Consider the following 18,387-nt stretch of genomic DNA (forward strand, 5'->3'; position numbering starts at 1 on the left):
CAGGGTGTGGCCGACGCCGCACAGAATCCCGCGACGCGAAGGCACTACGAAGCCCTCGCCGCGGCCCGGATGTACTACCTCCAGGACCTCACGATGGACAGCATCGCGCGCCAGCTCAGGACCTCGCGGTCCACGGTCTCGCGGCTGCTGTCCTTCGCGCGCGAGGAGGGGCTCGTGCAGATCCAGATCCACAGCCCCGTCGACACCGCGGCGGAGCTCGAGAACGAGGTCTCGGCGCGGTTCGGGCTCGGGTCCCAGTCGGTGCACGTCGTGCCCCAGGTCGAGAACCTCAACGAGGCTGAGTCGCTCGACAGGGTCGCGATGTACGCCGCGCGGACCCTCACGTCCCTCGTGGAGCCGCGGAGCGTCATCGGCATCGCGTGGGGCTCGACCGTGAGCGCGATGAGCCGCCACCTCGGGCGCCGGCCCACCCACGGCAGCACCGTCGTCCAGCTCAACGGGGCGGCGAACACCCAGACGATGGGCCTCGGCTACGCGAGCGAGATCATGCGCCGCTTCGCCTCCGCCTTCGATGCCGCCGTCGAGGAGTTCCCGGTGCCCGCCTTCTTCGACCGACCGGAGACCAAGGCCTGGATGTGGCGCGAGCGCAGTGTGCGGCGGGTGCTCGAGGTGCAGGCGCGCATGGACCTCGCTGTCTTCGGCGTGGGATCCGTCCAGGCGGACGTCCCGAGCCACGTGTACTCGAGCGGCTACCTCGACGCCGCGGACCTCGAGTCCCTCGGGGAGGAGGGCGTCGTGGGGGACGTCGCGACCGTGTTCTTCCGGGCGGACGGCTCGTCGGACGGGATCGAGCTCAACGCGCGCGGCACCGGCCCGGAGCTCGCGGCCCTCCGGACGGTCCCGCGGCGCCTGTGCGTGGTCTCCGGGGCGTCGAAGGCCGCCGCCCTGCGAGGGGCATTGAACGCGCGGCTCGCGACGGAGCTCATCGTCGACGAGGCGACGGCGCGCGCGCTGCTGGCCGAGCAGGCCTGAGCGCGCCGGTAGATTGGACCCCATGACCCCCACCCCGACCGTGCCGCTGCCCCGCGCCATCCCCATGCCCCAGCTCGCGGTGGACTGATGGCGGAGCCGATGGCCCAGGCCTTCCTCTCGTCCCAGCTCGCCGCGCGGGAGCAGTGCAGCACCGTGAGCGTCCTGGGTGCGGACACCGCGGTCTTCACCTACGAGCCCGTCGAGCCCTTCGGGGACGCCGCCTCCGGCGAACCGCCCACGATCCTCGCGGTGCACGGCTTCCGCGGGACCCACCACGGGCTCCTGCGCATCGTCGACGCGCTCCCCGGGGTCCGCGTCGTCATGCCGGACCTCCCCGGCTTCGGCGAATCGGCCGTCCTCGCCGAGGGCCAGCACGACATCGAGGGGTACGGCGCCTGGCTCGGCGCGCTCGCGGACGCGCTCGGGCTCGGCCCGGAGACGGTCCTGCTCGGGCATTCATTCGGCTCGATCGTCACGTCCCACTTCCTCGCCGCCCGCCCGGGCCGGTTCGCGCGGCTCGTCCTCGTCAACCCCATCTCGGCTCCCGCGCTCGAGGGGCCGCAGGCCGTCATGAGCCGCCTCGCCGAGGTGTACTACTGGGCCGCGGCGCGGCTCCCCGAGCGGCCCGGCGCGGCGCTCCTGCGCTCCCCCGCGATCGTGCGCGTCATGAGCGAGACCATGGCCAAGACCCGCGAGCCGGAGCTCCGCCGCTTCGTCCACGCGCAGCACGAGGAGCACTTCAGCGAGTTCGCCTCGCGCTCGATGCTCCTCGAGTCGTTCAAGGCCTCCATCTCGCACCACGCCGCAGAGGCCGCCGAGGACCTCCGCCTCCCCGTCCTGCTCATCGCCGGCGACCGAGACGAGGTGGCCCACCTGCCCGACGTTCGCCGCTTCGCCGGCCTGCTGCCGGACGCGCGCCTGACCGTCATCCCCGGCGTCGGGCACCTGATCCACTATGAGACGCCGCGGCCCGCCGCGGCGGCCATCACCGCATTCCTCGAGGAGGCCCCCGCGTGAGGATCCTGATCGACGCGCGCTTCACGCGAACCGACCAGCACGACGGGATCAGCCGGTACGGGGCGAGCCTCATCGAGGCCGTCGCCCGGCGGGCCGACGTCGCGATGCTCGTCAGCGACGAGCGCCAGCTCGCCCTCCTGCCGGACGTGCCGCACGTGCTGGTTCCGAGCCCGCTCTCCCCCGCCGAGCTGTTCATCGCCGTGCGGGTCAACCGGCTCGCGCCCGACGTCGTGTTCTGCCCCATGCAGACCATGGGCACGTGGGGCCGGCGCTACCCGCTCATCCTCACCCTGCACGACCTCATCTACTACGAGCACCCGCAGGCGCCCAGCTTCCTCCCCGCCCCCGTCCGCCTCCTGTGGCGCCTCTACCACCTGGCCTACTGGCCGCAGCGGCTCCTGCTCGACCGGGCGGATGTCGTGGCGACGGTGAGCCGCACGACCGAGGCGCTCATGGCCGGCAAGCGGCTCACGCGCCGGCCCGTGCGCATCGTCGGGAACGCGCCCCAGCCCGGCCGCACCCCGCGGGCAGCCGACGGCGGCGCGGAGCGGACGCTCGTCTACATGGGCTCGTTCATGCCGTACAAGAACGTCGAGACCGCCATCGCCGGGATGCGCGAGCTCCCCGAGTACGAGCTCCACCTCCTGAGCCGGATCAGCCCCGCCCGCCGCGCCGAGCTCGAGGCAGGGGCCCCCGCCGGGGCGCGGCTCGTGTTCCACAACGGCGTGAGCGAGGCGGAGTACGAGGAGCTGCTGCTGCGCGCGACGGCGCTCGTGAGCCTCTCGCGCTCCGAGGGCTACGGCCTCCCGCTCGTGGAGGCCATGAGCCTCGGCACGCCCGTCATCGCGAGCGACATCCCCATCTTCCGGGAGGTCGGCGGCGCCGGCGCCGCGCTCGTGGACCCCGACTCCCCCGCCGACTTCGCCGCGGCGGTCCGGGCCCTCGAGGCGCCCGGTGCGTGGGAGGCCGCCTCGCGGGCCGCCCTCGCCCAGGCCGGCGAGTTCAGCTGGGACCGCTCGGCCGAGGCCCTGCTCGCCGCTGCCGAGGAGGCTCGGGCTCAGTTCGCGGTCCGCGGCCGACGCCGGCCCGGCCTGCTCGGGGGCATCGCCCGGCTCGGGCGCGGCGCCGCCGGCCGCTGAGGGCACGTCAGAGGACGTCGGGGGCGTCGACGCGCAGCTGCACCGGCCCGGCCGTGCGCCGCGCGGCCTGGGAGATCCGCGCTGCCCGGAGGCCGCGGGTCACCGCAGCCCCCTCGCCCACGGGGAAGAAGACGAGCGCGCGGGTGTCCCTCGGCCCGTCGGACGCCGCCGCCGGCACCGGGACGACCTCGACGGGGCCGACGGTCCGGACCCCCGGAAGCCCGGTGACGTCTGCGGCTGCCGCGAGCAGCGCCCCGACGTCGGCGCGCGCCCCGGTCACGGCCGCGACCCGCACCGCCGGGGGCAGGCCCAGCTCGCGCCGCAGCCCGAGCTCGCGCGCCGCGAACCCGGCCGGATCCCAGCGCACGAACGCGTCGACGGCCTCGCTGTCCCCCGCCGTGATCACGACCCTGCCTCCGTCCCGCCCGGGGCGCACGAGGGCGGCGGCGTTGAGCCACCGGCGCAGGGCCTCCTCGCCCGCGCGCAGGGACTCGCGGCGCAGGAGGGACTCGCCGTCGAGCAGGAGCGCGGCGGCGTAGCCCGAGGGTGCCACCGGCTCTGCCCCGACAGTCGCGACGACGAGGGCGGGGGCGTCCGGCACCTCGTCCTTGACGGAGTCCCCGGAGGACGTGACGACGACCGCCCCGGGGAAGGCCCGGCCGAGCTCCTCGGCCGTGCGCAGCGCGCCGACGGCGCTGCGGCGCAGGCTACGGCCCCCGCAGGCCCTGCAGGAGAAGTCGAGCTCCGGGGAGCCGCACCAGCGGCACACGACGAGCCGCTCGCGGCCGGAGGCCTGCTCGGCGAGCGGTCCCGAGCAGTGCTGGCAGCGGGCGGGCTCGCGGCACGCCGCGCAGGCGAGCGACGGCGCGTACCCCGCCCTGGCGACCTGGACGAGGACCGGCCCGCGGGCGAGCGCCTCGCGGGCCAGCTGCCAGGCCGCGTGCGGGAGCCGGGCGACGCGCGCGAGCGGGTCGCGCGCGGACTCGACGCTGTCCGCGGTGCTCGTGACCCGGGCCAGCTCCCGGCGCAGGAGCGGCCGCTCGGCCGCGATCCGCTCGAGCCAGCCGGAGGCGACGAGCCGCTCGGCCTCGGCGGAGACGCTGTGCCCGGCGAGCAGGAGCGCGCACCCGGCCTGTTCGGCGCGCAGGAGCAGCACCTCGCGGGCGTGGAAGTACGGGGCGCGGGGCTCGGCGTGGAGGTCGTCGCCGTCGTCCCAGCAGACCACGAGGCCGAGGTCCCGCACCGGAGCAAAAGCGGCGCCGCGCGTGCCGACCGCGATCCGGGCCCGACCGGTGAGGAGCTCGAGGAACGCTCGCGAGCGGGTGCTCGGACCGTCGTCGGACGAGAGGCGGACGACGCGCTCGCCCGGGACGGCACGCTCGAGGGCGGCCTGGACCCTCGCAAGGTCGCGCCGGTCGGGGACGACGACGAGGGCGCCCCGGCGGGACGCCCGGGCGGCGGCGACGGCGCGAGCGAGAGCCGCGGGCCAGCCGGACGGCCCGTAGCCGTGGACGGCCTGGAGGACGGCCCGGGGGCTGCCGCCCGCGGCGAGATGGCGCAGGAAGGCAGGGCCGTGTCGCAGTCCCGCCCAGCCGGCGTCGCCCTGGCCGGGATCGGAGGTGGGAGCGGAAGCCTCGGCAGGGGCCTCCTCGGCGGGGGACGCTGCGAACTCGGCCTCGACCTTGGCCGCCCGGGGCGGGACGGCGAAGCGCAGCACGTCCCCGAGCGCCCCCGCCCACCGCTCGGCGACGGCGGAGGCGAGCGCCGCGACCTCGGGGACGAGCACCGCCAGCGGCGAGAGGACGGCGCCGAGGGGAGCGAGCGCCACGCCCGCATCGGACGTCTCGCGCCGCTCGAGGAGGAAGCCCGTGTGCTCCTGGCCGGCGACGCGCACGCGCACGCGCACGCCCGGCACCGCCGCGGCGTCGAGCTCCTCGGTGACGAGGTAGTCGAACGGCCGGTCGAGCTGCGGGAGGGGCGACTCGACGCACACGCGGGCCACCGGCAGCGTTGCGGCCGGGCGCGGGCCGGAGGGCGGCGGCGGGGCCGCCGGGAAGCCGCTCAGCAGCGATGGCTGGAGGGGCTCTGCCCCTGAAGGCTGCGCGGGCACGTCAACTCCTTGGCTCACGAGGGCAGTCCATCACGGGCCACCGACAGTCGATGCCCTCCGCGCGCGGCGCCCTACGCGTCGAAGAAGTCCTTGAGGTCCTGGACCCGGTCGAGGCGCTCCCACGTGAAGTCCGGCTCCTCGCGGCCGAAGTGGCCGTGCGCGGCGGTCTTGGCGTAGATGGGGCGCTTGAGGTCGAGGGCCTCGATGATCGCCTTGGGGCGCAGGTCGAAGATCTCGTTGATCGCCGCGCTGATCCGCAGCGGGTCCACGCTCTCGGTCCCGAAGGTCTCGACGTAGATGCCCACGGGCCGGGCCTGGCCGATCGCGTACGCGACCTGCACCTCGGCGCGGTGCGCGAGGCCGGCGCCGACGACGTTCTTCGCGACCCAGCGCATGGCGTACGCGGCCGAGCGGTCGACCTTCGAGGGGTCCTTGCCCGAGAACGCCCCCCCGCCGTGGCGCGCGAAGCCGCCGTAGGTGTCGACGATGATCTTGCGGCCGGTGAGGCCGGCGTCGCCCACGGGGCCGCCGATGATGAACGCGCCGGCGGGGTTGAGGATGCTGCGCACGTGGTCCGTCTCAAGCTGGCTCGCCTCGAGGACGGGGCGGATGACGTGCTCGGCGAGGTCCGCGCGCAGCGTCGAGAGCTGGGTCCCCTCCGCGTGCTGGCTCGAGATGACGACCGTCTCGACGCTCACGGGGCGATCGCCGTCGTAGCCAACCGTGACCTGGGTCTTGCCGTCCGGGCGGAGGTAGGCGAGCTCGCCGCTCTTGCGGACGTCCGTGAGCCGCTCGGAGAGGCGGTGGGCGAGCCAGATCGGTGTCGGCATGTAGCTCGCCGTCTCGTCCGAGGCGTAGCCGAACATGAGGCCCTGGTCGCCGGCACCCTGGAGGTCGTACTCGTCCTCCGAGATGCCCTCGCGCGCCTCGAGCGAGGTGAACACGCCCTCGAAGATGTCCGAGGACTGCTGGCCGATCGAGACCGAGACGCCGCAGCGGGCGCCGTCGAAGCCGTTGGCCGAGGAGTCGTAGCCGATGCCGAGGATCGTGTTGCGCACGATCTGCGGGATCTCGACGTAGGCGTCGGTCGTGACCTCGCCCGCGACATGCACGAGGCCCGTCGTGGCCATCGTCTCGACGGCGACCTTGGACTCGGGGTCCGCCGCGAGCAGGGCGTCGAGGATCGCGTCGCTGATCTGGTCGCAGATCTTGTCCGGATGCCCCTCCGTCACGGACTCGGACGTGAAGAGGCGCAGGGCGGTGCTGTCGGAGGCATGCCCGACTGCGGCATGGGGTGCGTGGGTCACTGGTCTACCTTACTGGTTGCGGTGCCGCGCCCCGCGCGGGAGGCGAGCTCGCGCGTCACACGGCGTACGACGGCGTCCGCCACCTCGTCCTTGCTTCCCGCCGCGTGCTCGGGTTCCGAGCCGTCGCGTGCGAGGATCGTCACACTGTTCTCGTCGAGGCCGAAGACGCGCTCCGTCCCGACCTCATTGACCACGAGCAGCTCGCAGCCCTTGCGGGCGAGCTTGGCCTGGGCGTACTCGAGGACGCCAGCCCCGGCGTCGCCGGTCTCGGCGGCGAACCCGACGATGAGCTGCCCGCGGCCCTCGGCGTTCCGGCGCTCGACGAGCTCGGCGAGGATGTCGGGGTTGCGGACGAGGGCGATGACCGGGTCCTCGGCGCCGTCCTGCTTCTTGATCTTGGTCCCGTGCCGCTGGGCGGGCCGGAAGTCCGCGACCGCGGCGGCCATGACGATCGCGTCCGCGGCGGGCGCGTGCTCGTGCATCGCGTCGCGTAGCTCGAGGGCGGTCTCGACGCGCACGATCTCGGCGCCGGCCGGAGGCTCGACGTCGAGGTGGGCCGCGACGAAGGTCACGCGTGCGCCCGCGCGGAGGGCAGCGGCGGCGACCGCCGCGCCCTGCTTGCCGGAGGAGCGGTTGCCGAGGAAGCGCACGGGGTCGAGGGGCTCGCGCGTGCCGCCCGCCGAGACGAGGAGCCGGCGCCCGCCCAGCGCGCCGTCGTCCGCCCCCTGGCCCACGAGGGCGAGCGCCGCGGCGAAGATCTCCTCCGGGTCCGGGAGCCGGCCCGGGCCGGTGTCGGCGCCGGTGAGGCGCCCGACGGCGGGGTCCAGGACGGTGACGCCGCGCTCGCGCAGCGTCGCGACGTTCGCCTGGGTCGCGGGGTGGTGCCACATCTGGGTGTGCATGGCGGGCGCCATGAGCACGGGGCACGTGGCGACGAGGAGGGTGTTGGTCAGCAGGTCGTCGGCGTGCCCGCCGGCCGCCCGCGCGAGCAGGTCAGCGGTCGCGGGGGCGACGACGACGAGCTCGGCCTCGTGCCCGAGCCGGACGTGGTTGACGGTCTCGACCGCCTCGAAGACGTCCGTGCGGACGGGCCGGCCGGAGAGGGCCTCCCACGTGGGCTTGCCGACGAACGCGAGGGCGGCCTCCGTGGGGACCGCCGTGACCTCGTGGCCGGCCTCGGTGAACAGGCGCAGGAGCGAGGCGGCCTTGTAGGCGGCGATCCCGCCGCCTACGCCGAGGACGATGCGCACTCCCCCGCGCTCCCTTCCGATGCTTCCGGTGCTTCCGCTACTGCTGGCCGTCCTCGGCCTGCTCCTCGACACGGTTGGCGACGAGCAGGCCGTCGTTGATCTCGCGGAGGGCGATCGAGAGCGGCTTCTCGTTCAGCCGGGTGTCGACGAGCGGGCCGACGTACTCGAAGAGGCCCTCGTGCAGCTGGGCGTAGTACGCGTTGATCTGGCGCGCGCGCTTGGCACCGAAGATCACGAGGCCGTACTTGGAGTCGGACTTCGTCAGGAGGTCGTCGATCGGCGGGTTGATGATGCCTTCGGGGTTCGCGGACATGGGTTCTCCAATGCTCTGATCAAGTAGACGGGGACCGGCGCGCTAGCGCGTCGACTGGCGGGCGTGCGGGGTCAGCCCCATGAGTGACACAAGCTCGTCCGCTGCCCGCCGGACATCGTCGTTGACGACGGTGAAATCGAACTCCGGCTCGGCAGCGAGTTCTATTTTAGCCGTTTCGAGGCGGAGCCGCTGTTCCTCGGGGCTCTCCGTGCCGCGCCCGACGAGCCGGCGCACCATCTCCTCCCAGCTCGGAGGGGCCAGGAACACGAAGCGCGCCTCGGGCATCGCGGCCTTGACCTGCCGGGCCCCCTGGAGGTCGATCTCGAGGAGGACGCGGCGCCCGTCCGCGATCGCCTCCTCGACGGAGCTGCGCAGCGTCCCGTAGCGGTTCTTGCCGTGCACGACGGCCCACTCGAGGAAGGCGCCCTCGGCGACGAGGCGGTCGAACTCCTCGGCGGTCTTGAAGAAGTAGTGGACGCCATCCACCTCGCCGGGGCGCGGCTCGCGCGTGGTCGCCGAGACCGAGAGCCAGACCTCCGGGTAGGTGTCCCGGATGTAGGTCGAGACGGTGCCCTTGCCCACGGCCGTCGGGCCCGCGAGGACCGTCAGCCAGCTCTCCTTGGCACCGGCCCGGTCCGGCTCATGGCCTTCGTTGTGCTCCACGCTGTCCTTCCGTGTCAGTTCTCGCGCTGATGCTGCGCTCCCAGAAAATCTACCAGCGCGCGCCGCTGGTGGACCCCGAGTCCGCGCAGGCGGCGGCTCGGGGCGATGCCGAGGGCCTCGAGGATGGCCAAGGCGCGCACGCTGCCGATCCCGTGCAGGGACTCGAGCATCTCCGTGACCTTGAGCCGGGCGAGGGCCTCGTCGTCGCGGGAGCGCTCGAGGAGCTCCCCCACCTCGAGCGTGCCGTTGCGGAGGGCGGACTTGGCCTCGGCCCGCACCGAGCGGGCGGCGGTGGCCTTCTCGAGGGCCTCGGCCCGCTGCTGGGGGGTCAACGGATTCAGGACCATTGCACGTACCTCCGGAGGCTGGCCTGAGGCTCCCCCGCCCGCGAGGGAACCCCGCCCGGAGGCCCGTCACCCCGGGGCATGGTTGAACCTAGTCCGACCCCGCCCGGTTGGCAACGGCGGATCAGGCCGCGAGCTCGGCGAGGGTGCGCTCGGCGCGCTCGCGCACGCCCGCGGCGCTCGGTCCGCCCGCGAGGATCTCCCGGCTCGAGGTCCCGAGCACCTGGCGGTACGCGGCGCCGAAGGTCTCGCGCAGGACGGCGCCCGTCGCGCCCTGGGCGCCGAGGCCCGGGGCGAGGATGGGGCCGCCCATCGCGGCGAGGTCGAGGCCGAGCCGGCCGACGGCGTCGCCCACGGTCGCTCCGACGACGAGCCCGACCGAGCCCTGGCCCGCCCCCGCCGCCGCGTAGCGCCGGTTCTCGGCGCCCGCGGCCTCGGCGATGCGCCGCGCGACGGAGCCGTCCGGGCCGCCGACGTGCTGCACCGACGCGCCCTCGGGGTTCGAGGTCAGCGCGAGGACGAAGACGCCCCGACCGGTCTCGGCCGCGAGGTCGAGGGCCGGGCGCAGCGACTCGAAGCCGAGGTACGGGCTGAGCGTCACGGCGTCGGCGGCGAGCGGCGAGCCCTCGCGAAGCCACGCGTCCGCGTACGCGGCCATGGTCGAGCCGATGTCCCCGCGCTTCGCGTCGGCGATCGTGAGCAGCCCCTCCTCGGCCGAGGCCGCGAGGAGCTCCTCGAGCACCGCGATGCCGGCCGAGCCGTGGCGCTCGTAGAGCGCGACCTGCGGCTTGAGCGCGGCGGCGACGGGCCCGACCGCCTCGAGCACGGTGAGCGAGAAGCGGCGCAGCCCGTCGGCGTCGTCCGCGAGGCCCCACGCCGCGAGCAGCGAGGGGTGCGGGTCGACGCCGACGCACAGCGGGCCGCGCTCGGCGACGGCGTCGCCGAGCCGCTCGCCGAAGGGGGCGCGGTGCGAGGCCGCGTCAGCGTGGGCGCCGGCAGCGTCAGACACTCGCGGCCTCAGTCGACGGCGCATTTGTCGATGGAGCGACAGCATCCCCGCGTACGGCGGCCGCGTGCTCCTGGAGGCTCGTGACGCTCCATTCGAAGCTGCGCATGGCCTCGATCGCGAGGACCGCGAAGTTGAACTCCGCGACCGTCGTGATGCAGGGCTTGCCGTTCGAGGTCGCGGCCGCGCGGATCTCGTAGCCGTCGCCGCGCGCGGCGCCTCCCGAGGGCGTGTTGAAGACCATGTCGATGCCGCCGTCGTTGATGAGGTCAACGATCGTGCCCTCGCCCTCGGCGCTCGCGCCCTCGCCGACCTTGCGCACGACCGTGGCCTGGATGCCGTTGCGGCGCAGGACGGCGGCCGTGCCCCCGGTCGAGAGGATCTCGAACCCGAGGTCCGCGAGCTTCTTCACGCCCAGGATCACGGAGCGCTTGTCGCGGTTCGCGACCGAGACGAAGACGCGGCCCGACGTCGGCAGGGCGTTGTTGGCCCCCGCCTGGCTCTTGGCGAACGCCGTGTCGAAGTGCTTGTCGATGCCCATGACCTCGCCGGTCGAGCGCATCTCGGGCCCGAGCAGGCTGTCCACGACCGTGCCCTCCGGCGTGCGGAACCGGCTGAACGGCAGCACGGCCTCCTTGACGGCGACCGGCGCGTTGACGGGGACGTGCGCGCCGTCGCCCTCCTCGGGCAGCATGCGGTACGCCGTGCGGAGCTGGTTGATCGTCACGCCCGTGCCGATGAGCGCGGCGGCCTTCGCGAGCTGCACGCCCGTGGCCTTCGAGACGAACGGCACCGTGCGGGAGGCGCGGGGGTTGGCCTCGAGCACGTAGAGGACGTCCGAGGCGAGCGCGAACTGGATGTTGATGAGGCCGCGCACGCCGACGCCCTTGGCGATGGCCTCCGTCGCCGTGCGCACGCGCTCGACGATGTTCTCCCCGAGCGTCACGGGCGGCAGGACGCACGCCGAGTCGCCGGAGTGGATGCCCGCCTCCTCGATGTGCTCCATGATCCCGCCGAGGTACAGGTCGCGCCCGTCGTAGAGGGCGTCGACGTCGATCTCGACGGCGTCCTCGAGGAAGCGGTCGATGAGCACCGGGTGGTCCGGGGTGATCTCGGTCGCGTTGGCGATGTAGCGGGAGAGGTTGGCCTCGTCGTAGACGATCTCCATGCCGCGGCCGCCGAGCACGTAGGACGGGCGCACGAGGACCGGGTAGCCGATCTCGTCCGCGATCCGCTTGGCCTCCTCGAACGAGACGGCGGTGCCGTTCTTCGGGGAGACGAGGCCAGCGTCGTCGAGGACCTTGGCGAACGCGCCGCGGTGCTCGGCGAGGTCGATCGCCTCGGGCGAGGTGCCGAGGACCGGCACGCCCGCGTCGGCCAGCTGCTGGGCGAGCTTGAGCGGGGTCTGGCCGCCGAGCTGGACGAAGACGCCCAGCACGCCGCCCGTGCGCTCCTCGGCCGCGATGACCTCGAGCACGTCCTCGAGCGTGAGCGGCTCGAAGTACAGGCGGGTCGAGATGTCGTAGTCGGTCGAGACGGTCTCCGGGTTGCAGTTGACCATGACCGTCTCGTAGCCGGCCTTGCGCAGGGCCATCGTCGCGTGGACGCACGAGTAGTCGAACTCGATGCCCTGGCCGATCCGGTTCGGGCCCGAGCCGAGGATGATGATGGACGGCTTGGCGTGCAGCTCGACCTCGTCCTCCTCGTCGTAGGACGAGTAGTGGTACGGGGTGTAGGCGGCGAACTCGGCCGCGCACGTGTCCACGGTCTTGTACACGGGCCGGACGCCGAGGGCCTGGCGCACGCCGCGCACGACGGCCTCGCTCGAGTGCGTGAGCGCGGCGATCTGCTCGTCGGAGAAGCCGTGGCGCTTGGCCAGGCGCAGGATCTCCTCCGTCAGGGCCGGGGCGGCCTTGATCTCGGCGGCGACCTCGTTGAGCAGCTGCAGCTGGTCGAGGAACCACGGGTCGATGCCCGTGGCCTCGTAGAGCTCCTCGACGGTCGCGCCGCCGAGGAGCGCGCGCTGCACCTGGGCGAGGCGGTCCGTCGTCGGCCGCTTGGCCTTCTCGACGAGCTCGGCGACCTCGTACTCCGGCACCGAGGAGAAGTCGAGCTGGGCGCCCTTCTGCTCGAGCGAGCGGAGGGCCTTCTGGAGGGCCTCGGTGAAGTTGCGGCCCAGGGCCATGGCCTCGCCGACGCTCTTCATGGTCGTGGTGAGCGTCGGGTCCGCTGCCGGGAACTTCTCGAACGCGAAGCGCGGGACCTTGACGACGACGTAGTCCAGGGTCGGCTCGAAGCTCGCCGGCGTCTTCTGGGTGATGTCGTTGGGGATCTCGTCGAGCGTGTAGCCGAGCGAGAGCTTCGTGGCAATCTTGGCGATCGCGAAGCCCGTCGCCTTCGACGCGAGCGCCGAGGAGCGGGACACGCGCGGGTTCATCTCGATCACGACGACGCGGCCCGTCTTGGGGTCGACGGCGAACTGGATGTTGCACCCGCCCGTGTCGACGCCGACCTCGCGGATGACGGCGATCGCGACGTCGCGCAGCTTCTGGTACTCGCGGTCGGTGAGGGTCAGCGCCGGCGCGACCGTGATCGAGTCGCCCGTGTGGACGCCGACCGGGTCGAAGTTCTCGATCGAGCACACGACCACGACGTTGTCGTTCTTGTCGCGCATCATCTCGAGCTCGTACTCCTTCCAGCCGAGGATGCTCTCCTCGAGGAGCACCTCGGTGGTCGGGCTGTACTGGAGCCCCTGGCCGACGATCCGGCGCAGGTCTGCCTCGTCGTAGGCCAGGCCCGAGCCCAGGCCGCCCATCGTGAACGACGGACGGACCACCATCGGGTAGCCGAGGTCCTCGGCGGCCACGAGAGCCTCGTCCATCGTGTGGACGATGTGGCTCTTGGCGCTCTCGGCGCCGCAGCGCTCCACGACGCCCTTGAACTTCTCGCGGTCCTCGCCGAGCTCGATCGCGTCGATGTTCGCGCCGATGAGCTCGACGTCGTACTTCGCGAGGACGCCGTTCTTGTCGAGGGCGATCGCGGTGTTGAGCGCGGTCTGCCCGCCGAGGGTCGGCAGGACGGCGTCCGGGCGCTCCTTGGCGATGATCTTCTCGACGACGTCGGGGGTGATGGGCTCGACGTAGGTCGCGTCGGCGAACTCCGGGTCGGTCATGATCGTGGCCGGGTTGGAGTTGACGAGGATGACCCGCAGGCCCTCCTCCTTGAGCACGCGCAGCGCCTGCGTGCCCGAGTAGTCGAACTCGGCGGCCTGGCCGATGACGATCGGGCCGGAGCCGATGACGAGGACGCTCTTGAGATCCGTGCGCTTGGGCATTACTTCGCTTCCTCGGTCTCGGGGGTCTTGTTGGCTGCCGACTGCTCCATCAGGTCGATGAAGCGGTCGAAGAGGTACGCGGCGTCGTGCGGGCCGGCCGCGGCCTCGGGGTGGTACTGGACCGAGAAGGCCGGGATGTCGAGGCACGCGAGGCCCTCGACGACCTGGTCGTTGAGGCTGATGTGCGAGACCTCGACGCGGCCGTAGCGCTCCTCGGGGGCCACGGGGGCGCCGTCGAGCGGCGCGTCCACGGCGAAGCCGTGGTTCTGGCTCGTGATCTCGACCTTGCCCGTGCGGCGGTCCATGACGGGCTGGTTGATGCCGCGGTGCCCGTAGCGCAGCTTGTACGTGCCGAAGCCGAGCGCGCGGCCGAGGATCTGGTTGCCGAAGCAGATGCCGAAGTACGGCAGGCGGCTGTCCAGGACCTCGCGCAGGAGCCCGACCTGGGCGTCCGCGGTCGCGGGGTCGCCGGGGCCGTTGGACATGAAGAAGCCGTCCGGGCGGACCGCCTGGACGTCCTCGAGGGTCGCGGTGGCGGGCAGGACGTGCACGCGCACGCCGCGCTCGGCGAACCGGTGCGGGGTCATGGACTTGATGCCGAGGTCGACGGCGGCGATGGTGAAGCGCGGCTCGCCGTCCCAGCCGTGGTCGGCCGGCTCGACGGTGTAGGCCTCGTCGATGCTGACCTCCTCCGCCAGGCGTGAGCCTTCCATCCGCTGGGAGGCGCGGACCGTCTCGAGCAGCTCGGCGTCCGAGCGCAGGGCGGCCTCGCCCGAGAAGATGCCGGCGCGCATCGTCTTGTGCTCGCGCAGGTGGCGCGTGATGGCGCGCGTGTCGACGCCCTGGATGCCCACGATGCCCTGCTCCTCGAGTTCTTCGTCGAGGCTGCGCTCGCTGCGCCAGTTCGAGGGGCGGCGCGCGGGGTCGCGGACCACGTAGCCGGCGACCCAGATGCGGCGGGACTCGGCGTCCTCGCCGTTGACGCCCGTGTTGCCGATGTGCGGCGCCGTCTGCACCACGATCTGGCGGGCGTACGAGGGATCGGTGATGGTCTCCTGGTAGCCGGTCATCCCGGTGGCGAAGACCGCCTCGCCGAGGCTCGTGCCGACGGCCCCGTAGCTGTGGCCGCGGAACGCGCGCCCGTCCTCGAGGACGAGCACGGCCTGCTGCCGCTTCATACCCTTCTCAGTCACTGTCCACTCTTTCCCTCGCCGTCGCCGTCACGCGGCGCGGTCTGTACCAAATCCCCGATTGCTGCCACGAGGGCATTCTTCTCCTGTGCGTAGCGCGGCCGGAACCCCGTGTCCACGGCCGTGCCGCCGAGCCGCCAGGCCACGACCACGAGCCCGCCCTCCTCGACGAACTTCCCGGCCATCCCCGCCTCGAGCCGGACGCCGTCCAGGTCGCCCGCGGCGATGAACACGTCCGGCGCGCCCGCGCGCTCGAGCACGAGCCCGGCGTCGTACACCACGGCGTCCGCGGTCGTCCTGACCCCGAGCCGGTGCACCGCGATCCGGTCGAGCCAGTCGCCCGCCCCGGTCGTGACCACATACTGCCCGCTGCAGCGCAGCCGCTCGGCCCCGAGCGCCGCGGCGTCGGGCACGGGCGCGGGCGCCGCGATCCCGGACTGCCGGCGCAGCCTCCCCCGCCAGCCCACGAGGACGAGCCCCATGAGCGCGAGGGCGAGGGCCAGCATGAGCAGGCCCGGGCCGAGACGCTCCATCAGCGCGCCCCGGCGGCCTCGGCCGCCGGATGAGGCGCGTTGAGGGCGCCGTCCAGGACGGTCGGGTGCCCCGTATAGAACGTCGCGACGACCCGGCCCGGCAGCTCACGGCCCGCGAAGGGCGAGTTGCGCCCCTTCGTGGCCTGCACCGACGGGTCCACCGTCCAGCGGGCGGCGGGATCCACGAGCGTCAGGTGCGCGGGCTCCCCCGCCGCGATCGGCCGGCCCTGGTCGGCCACGCGACCGATCCGGGCCGGGACCTCGGACATGGTCCGCGCGATGTCGCGCCACGTCATGAGGCCCGTCTCGACCATCGTGTGCTGCACGACGCTCAGCGCGGTCTCGAGCCCGGTCATGCCCATCGCCGCCTGCGCCCACTCGCACTCCTTGTGCTCGCTCGGGTGCGGGGCGTGGTCGGTGCCGACGACGTCGATCGTCCCGTCGGCGAGGGCCGCGCGCAGGGCCTGCACGTCGTCGTCCGTGCGCAGCGGCGGGTTGACCTTGTAGACCGGGTTGTAGGTGCGCGCGAGCTCGTCCGTGAGCCACAGGTGGTGCGGCGTGACCTCGGCCGTGACGTCGATCCCGCGGGCCTTGGCCCAGCGGATGATCTCGACCGAGCCGGCCGTCGAGACGTGGCACACGTGCAGGCGCGAGCCGACGTGCGCAGCGAGCAGGACGTCGCGGGCAATGATGCTCTCCTCGGCCACGGCAGGCCAGCCCGGGAGGCCGAGCACGGCCGAGACGACGCCCTCGTTCATCTGGGCGCCGGCCGTGAGGCGGGGCTCCTGCGCGTGCTGGGCCACGACGCCGTCGAACGCCTTGACGTACTCGAGGGCGCGGCGCATGAGCACGGGGTCGTGCACGCAGATGCCATCGTCGGAGAACATCCGCACGGCGGCGGCCGAGTCGGCCATCGCGCCGAGCTCGGCGAGCTGCTCGCCCGCGAGCCCCACGGTGACGGCGCCGACGGGGCGGACCTCGGCCCAGCCGGCGCGGCGGCCGAGGGTCTGGACCTGCTCCACGACGCCGGCGGTGTCCGCAACGGGGTTGCTGTTCGCCATCGCGTGCACCGCGGTGTAGCCGCCGAGGGCCGCCGCGCGGGTGCCGGTCTCGACCGTCTCGGCGTCCTCGCGGCCGGGTTCGCGCAGGTGCGTGTGGACGTCGACGAGCCCGGGAAGCGCGACAAGGCCGTCGGCGTCGACGACGGTCGCGCCGGAGGCGTCGAGGCCGGTGCCGACCTCGGCGATCCGCCCGTCGGCGACGAGGATGTCCGCCGTCTTCTCGCCGTAGAGGGAGGCGCCGGAGATCAGGTAGCGGGTCTCGGTCATGATGCGGTCTCCTTGGCGTGGGCGATCGTGGCGTCCTGGCCGTCGAGGCCGGAGGACATGAGCAAGTAGAGGACGGCCATGCGCACCGAGACGCCGTTGGCGACCTGGCTCAGGACCTGGGAGCGCGCCGAGTCGGCCGCCGTCGAGGAGATCTCGAGCCCGCGGACCATCGGCCCCGGGTGCAGGATCACCGTGTCGTTGAGCCCCAGTTCGGCGAGGCGCGCGAAGCGCTCGTCGCCGAGCCCCCAGCGGCGGGAGTACTCGCCGGTCGAGGGGAAGTAGGAGGCGTTCATCCGCTCGGCCTGGACGCGGAGCATCATGACGGCGTCGGGCTTGGCGTCGATGGCCTCGTCGAAGTCGTAGGAGACCGTGCATGGCCAGTGCTCGACGCCGATCGGCAGGAGCGTCGGCGGGGCCACGAGGGTCACGTGCGCGCCGAGCGTCGTGAGGAGCCACACGTTCGAGCGGGCGACGCGGGAGTGCAGGACGTCCCCGACGATCGTGACCTTGGCCCCCGCGAGGTCGGTGCCGCCCGAGGGCGTGCCCGCGAGCTTCGCCCAGTGCCGGCGAAGGGTGAACGCGTCAAGGAGCGCCTGGGTGGGGTGCTCGTGAGTCCCGTCGCCGGCGTTGACGACGGCGGCGCTGATCCAGTCCGTCGTCGCGAGGCGCTGCGCCGCGCCGGAGGCGGGGTGGCGGATGACGACGGCGTCCGCGCCGATGGCCTCGAGGGTCTGGGCGGTGTCCTTGAGGGACTCGCCCTTCGAGACCGAGGAGCCCTTGGCGGCGAAGTTGATGACGTCCGCCGAGAGCCGCTTCGCGGCGGCCTCGAAGGAGATGCGCGTGCGGGTCGAGTCCTCGAAGAAGAGGTTCACGACCGTGCGGCCGCGCAGCGCGGGGAGCTTCTTGACCTCCCGGTCGTTGACGGCGCTCATCTCCTCGGCCGTGTCGAGGATCCGGATCGCGTCCGCGCGGGAGAGGTCATGGGTCGAGAGCAGGTGCCTCACCGGGCCTCCCCCTGCGCGGGGGCGGACTCGATGGCGACGAGGTCCTCGGCGAAGCCGGCGCCGGCGTCGACCTCGGCGAGGCGGACGCGGACCTTCTCGGAGCGGGAGGTGGGGAGGTTCTTGCCCACATGGTCGGCGCGGATGGGCAGCTCGCGGTGGCCGCGGTCCACGAGGACGGCGAGCCGCACGCTGCGGGGGCGGCCGAGGTCGACGATCGCGTCCAGCGCGGCACGGATGGTGCGGCCGGAGAAGAGCACGTCATCCACGAGGACCACGACGCGGTCGTCGATGCCGCCCGCGGGCAGCACGGTCCGGGCCGGCGGGCGCGTGGGCTGGCGGGCGAGGTCGTCGCGGAACATCGTGATGTCGAGCTGGCCCACGATGCGCTCGGGGTCGACGGCCGGGTCGGCCGCGGCGAGCTTGGCGGCGAGCCGGACGGCGAGGGGGTAGCCCCTGCGCGGGATGCCGAGGAGGACGAGTCCCTCCGGGCCCTTGTTGGCCTCGAGGATCTCGTGCGCGATGCGCGTGAGGGCCCGGTCGATGTCGCCGGCGCTCAGGACGATCCGGCGCATGCCGCCGTCACCCTGTTGTTCTGCAGGGGCAGTTGCCACAGCAGACCCCTTTCCCCGCCTCACAGGACGGAATTAAAAAGGACAGACTGTTCCTCCACGCTACCACAGCGCGTTGCCCGGGATTCCGCGGCCGTAAGCCCCGTCACGCCCCATGGGAGGGCTCGCGGGCCTAGCCTTGAGGCATGACGAGCAACCAGCCGGACCCACGGCAGGGGCCCGAGGATCCCGGCGGATTCGTGCCGCCCCCGCGCTTCCCGCCGCAGGGGCAGCAGCCCGCGGAGGGA

Annotated in this window: 16 protein-coding genes; 3 read left to right on the forward strand and 13 right to left on the reverse strand. The window is 73.3% G+C overall.

The features are described from left to right. Positions 1–69: 69 nt before the first annotated feature. The 3 genes from ACUYMY_RS09305 to ACUYMY_RS09315 all read left to right on the forward strand — a co-directional run bounded on the left by ACUYMY_RS09305 (position 70) and on the right by ACUYMY_RS09315 (position 3,149). A complete protein-coding gene (locus ACUYMY_RS09305) occupies positions 70–993 on the forward strand; it encodes a sugar-binding transcriptional regulator (RefSeq protein ID WP_481705024.1) in 924 nt (307 codons plus the stop codon). An 87-nt stretch (positions 994–1,080) separates the two neighbouring features. After that, positions 1,081–2,010, forward strand: coding sequence for an alpha/beta fold hydrolase (locus ACUYMY_RS09310; protein ID WP_481703294.1), 930 nt, complete (start codon positions 1,081–1,083; stop codon positions 2,008–2,010). Next, positions 2,007–3,149 carry a glycosyltransferase family 4 protein gene (locus ACUYMY_RS09315; protein WP_481703295.1) on the forward strand — a complete coding sequence of 381 codons (1,143 nt, stop codon included), beginning with the start codon at positions 2,007–2,009 and terminating at the stop codon, positions 3,147–3,149. Before ACUYMY_RS09310 ends, ACUYMY_RS09315 begins: the two co-directional genes overlap by 4 nt. Positions 3,150–3,156: 7 nt before the next feature. Here the strand turns inward: ACUYMY_RS09315 and ACUYMY_RS09320 are convergent, their stop codons facing one another. The 13 genes from ACUYMY_RS09320 to pyrR form a co-directional block, all read right to left on the reverse strand. Further along, complete coding sequence (locus ACUYMY_RS09320; protein WP_481703296.1) at positions 3,157–5,259, reverse strand: primosomal protein N' family DNA-binding protein; 2,103 nt, start codon at positions 5,257–5,259, stop codon at positions 3,157–3,159. Positions 5,260–5,330: 71 nt separating this feature from the next. Further along, entirely contained in the window at positions 5,331–6,566 is a 1,236-nt protein-coding gene (gene metK, locus ACUYMY_RS09325; protein ID WP_481703297.1) for a methionine adenosyltransferase, read from the reverse strand. Then, a complete protein-coding gene (gene coaBC / locus ACUYMY_RS09330; RefSeq protein WP_481703298.1) occupies positions 6,563–7,816 on the reverse strand; it encodes a bifunctional phosphopantothenoylcysteine decarboxylase/phosphopantothenate--cysteine ligase CoaBC in 1,254 nt (417 codons plus the stop codon). Before coaBC ends, metK begins: the two co-directional genes overlap by 4 nt. Positions 7,817–7,853: 37 nt before the next feature. Beyond that, positions 7,854–8,129: a DNA-directed RNA polymerase subunit omega gene (gene rpoZ, locus ACUYMY_RS09335; RefSeq protein ID WP_481703299.1), complete on the reverse strand. Its 276-nt coding sequence runs from the start codon at positions 8,127–8,129 to the stop codon at positions 7,854–7,856. Positions 8,130–8,171: 42 nt separating this feature from the next. Beyond that, positions 8,172–8,792 (reverse strand): guanylate kinase, encoded by a 621-nt coding sequence (gene gmk / locus ACUYMY_RS09340; RefSeq protein ID WP_481703300.1) that lies wholly within the window; start codon positions 8,790–8,792, stop codon positions 8,172–8,174. A gap of 14 nt (positions 8,793–8,806) precedes the next feature. After that, positions 8,807–9,139 carry an integration host factor, actinobacterial type gene (gene mihF / locus ACUYMY_RS09345; RefSeq protein ID WP_481703301.1) on the reverse strand — a complete coding sequence of 111 codons (333 nt, stop codon included), beginning with the start codon at positions 9,137–9,139 and terminating at the stop codon, positions 8,807–8,809. 121 nt (positions 9,140–9,260) lie between these two features. Next, on the reverse strand, positions 9,261–10,145 hold the full coding sequence (gene pyrF / locus ACUYMY_RS09350) for an orotidine-5'-phosphate decarboxylase (protein ID WP_481703302.1): 885 nt from the start codon (positions 10,143–10,145) through the stop codon (positions 9,261–9,263). Beyond that, positions 10,138–13,476: a carbamoyl-phosphate synthase large subunit gene (gene carB, locus ACUYMY_RS09355; RefSeq protein ID WP_481703303.1), complete on the reverse strand. Its 3,339-nt coding sequence runs from the start codon at positions 13,474–13,476 to the stop codon at positions 10,138–10,140. Before carB ends, pyrF begins: the two co-directional genes overlap by 8 nt. Then, complete coding sequence (gene carA, locus ACUYMY_RS09360; RefSeq protein WP_481705025.1) at positions 13,476–14,654, reverse strand: glutamine-hydrolyzing carbamoyl-phosphate synthase small subunit; 1,179 nt, start codon at positions 14,652–14,654, stop codon at positions 13,476–13,478. The genes carB and carA overlap by 1 nt, the downstream gene beginning before the upstream one ends. Positions 14,655–14,665: 11 nt before the next feature. Then, positions 14,666–15,199, reverse strand: coding sequence for a PH-like domain-containing protein (locus ACUYMY_RS09365; RefSeq protein ID WP_481703304.1), 534 nt, complete (start codon positions 15,197–15,199; stop codon positions 14,666–14,668). Beyond that, positions 15,199–16,527, reverse strand: a complete 1,329-nt coding sequence (locus ACUYMY_RS09370) for a dihydroorotase (protein ID WP_481703305.1) — start codon at positions 16,525–16,527, stop codon at positions 15,199–15,201. The genes ACUYMY_RS09365 and ACUYMY_RS09370 overlap by 1 nt, the downstream gene beginning before the upstream one ends. Then, positions 16,524–17,531 carry an aspartate carbamoyltransferase catalytic subunit gene (locus ACUYMY_RS09375; protein ID WP_481703306.1) on the reverse strand — a complete coding sequence of 336 codons (1,008 nt, stop codon included), beginning with the start codon at positions 17,529–17,531 and terminating at the stop codon, positions 16,524–16,526. The genes ACUYMY_RS09370 and ACUYMY_RS09375 overlap by 4 nt, the downstream gene beginning before the upstream one ends. Continuing rightward, positions 17,528–18,103: a bifunctional pyr operon transcriptional regulator/uracil phosphoribosyltransferase PyrR gene (gene pyrR, locus ACUYMY_RS09380; protein ID WP_481705026.1), complete on the reverse strand. Its 576-nt coding sequence runs from the start codon at positions 18,101–18,103 to the stop codon at positions 17,528–17,530. Before pyrR ends, ACUYMY_RS09375 begins: the two co-directional genes overlap by 4 nt. Between the last annotated feature and the right edge of the window lie 284 nt (positions 18,104–18,387).

The sequence above is a fragment of the Sinomonas sp. T428B genome, assembly GCF_056780155.1.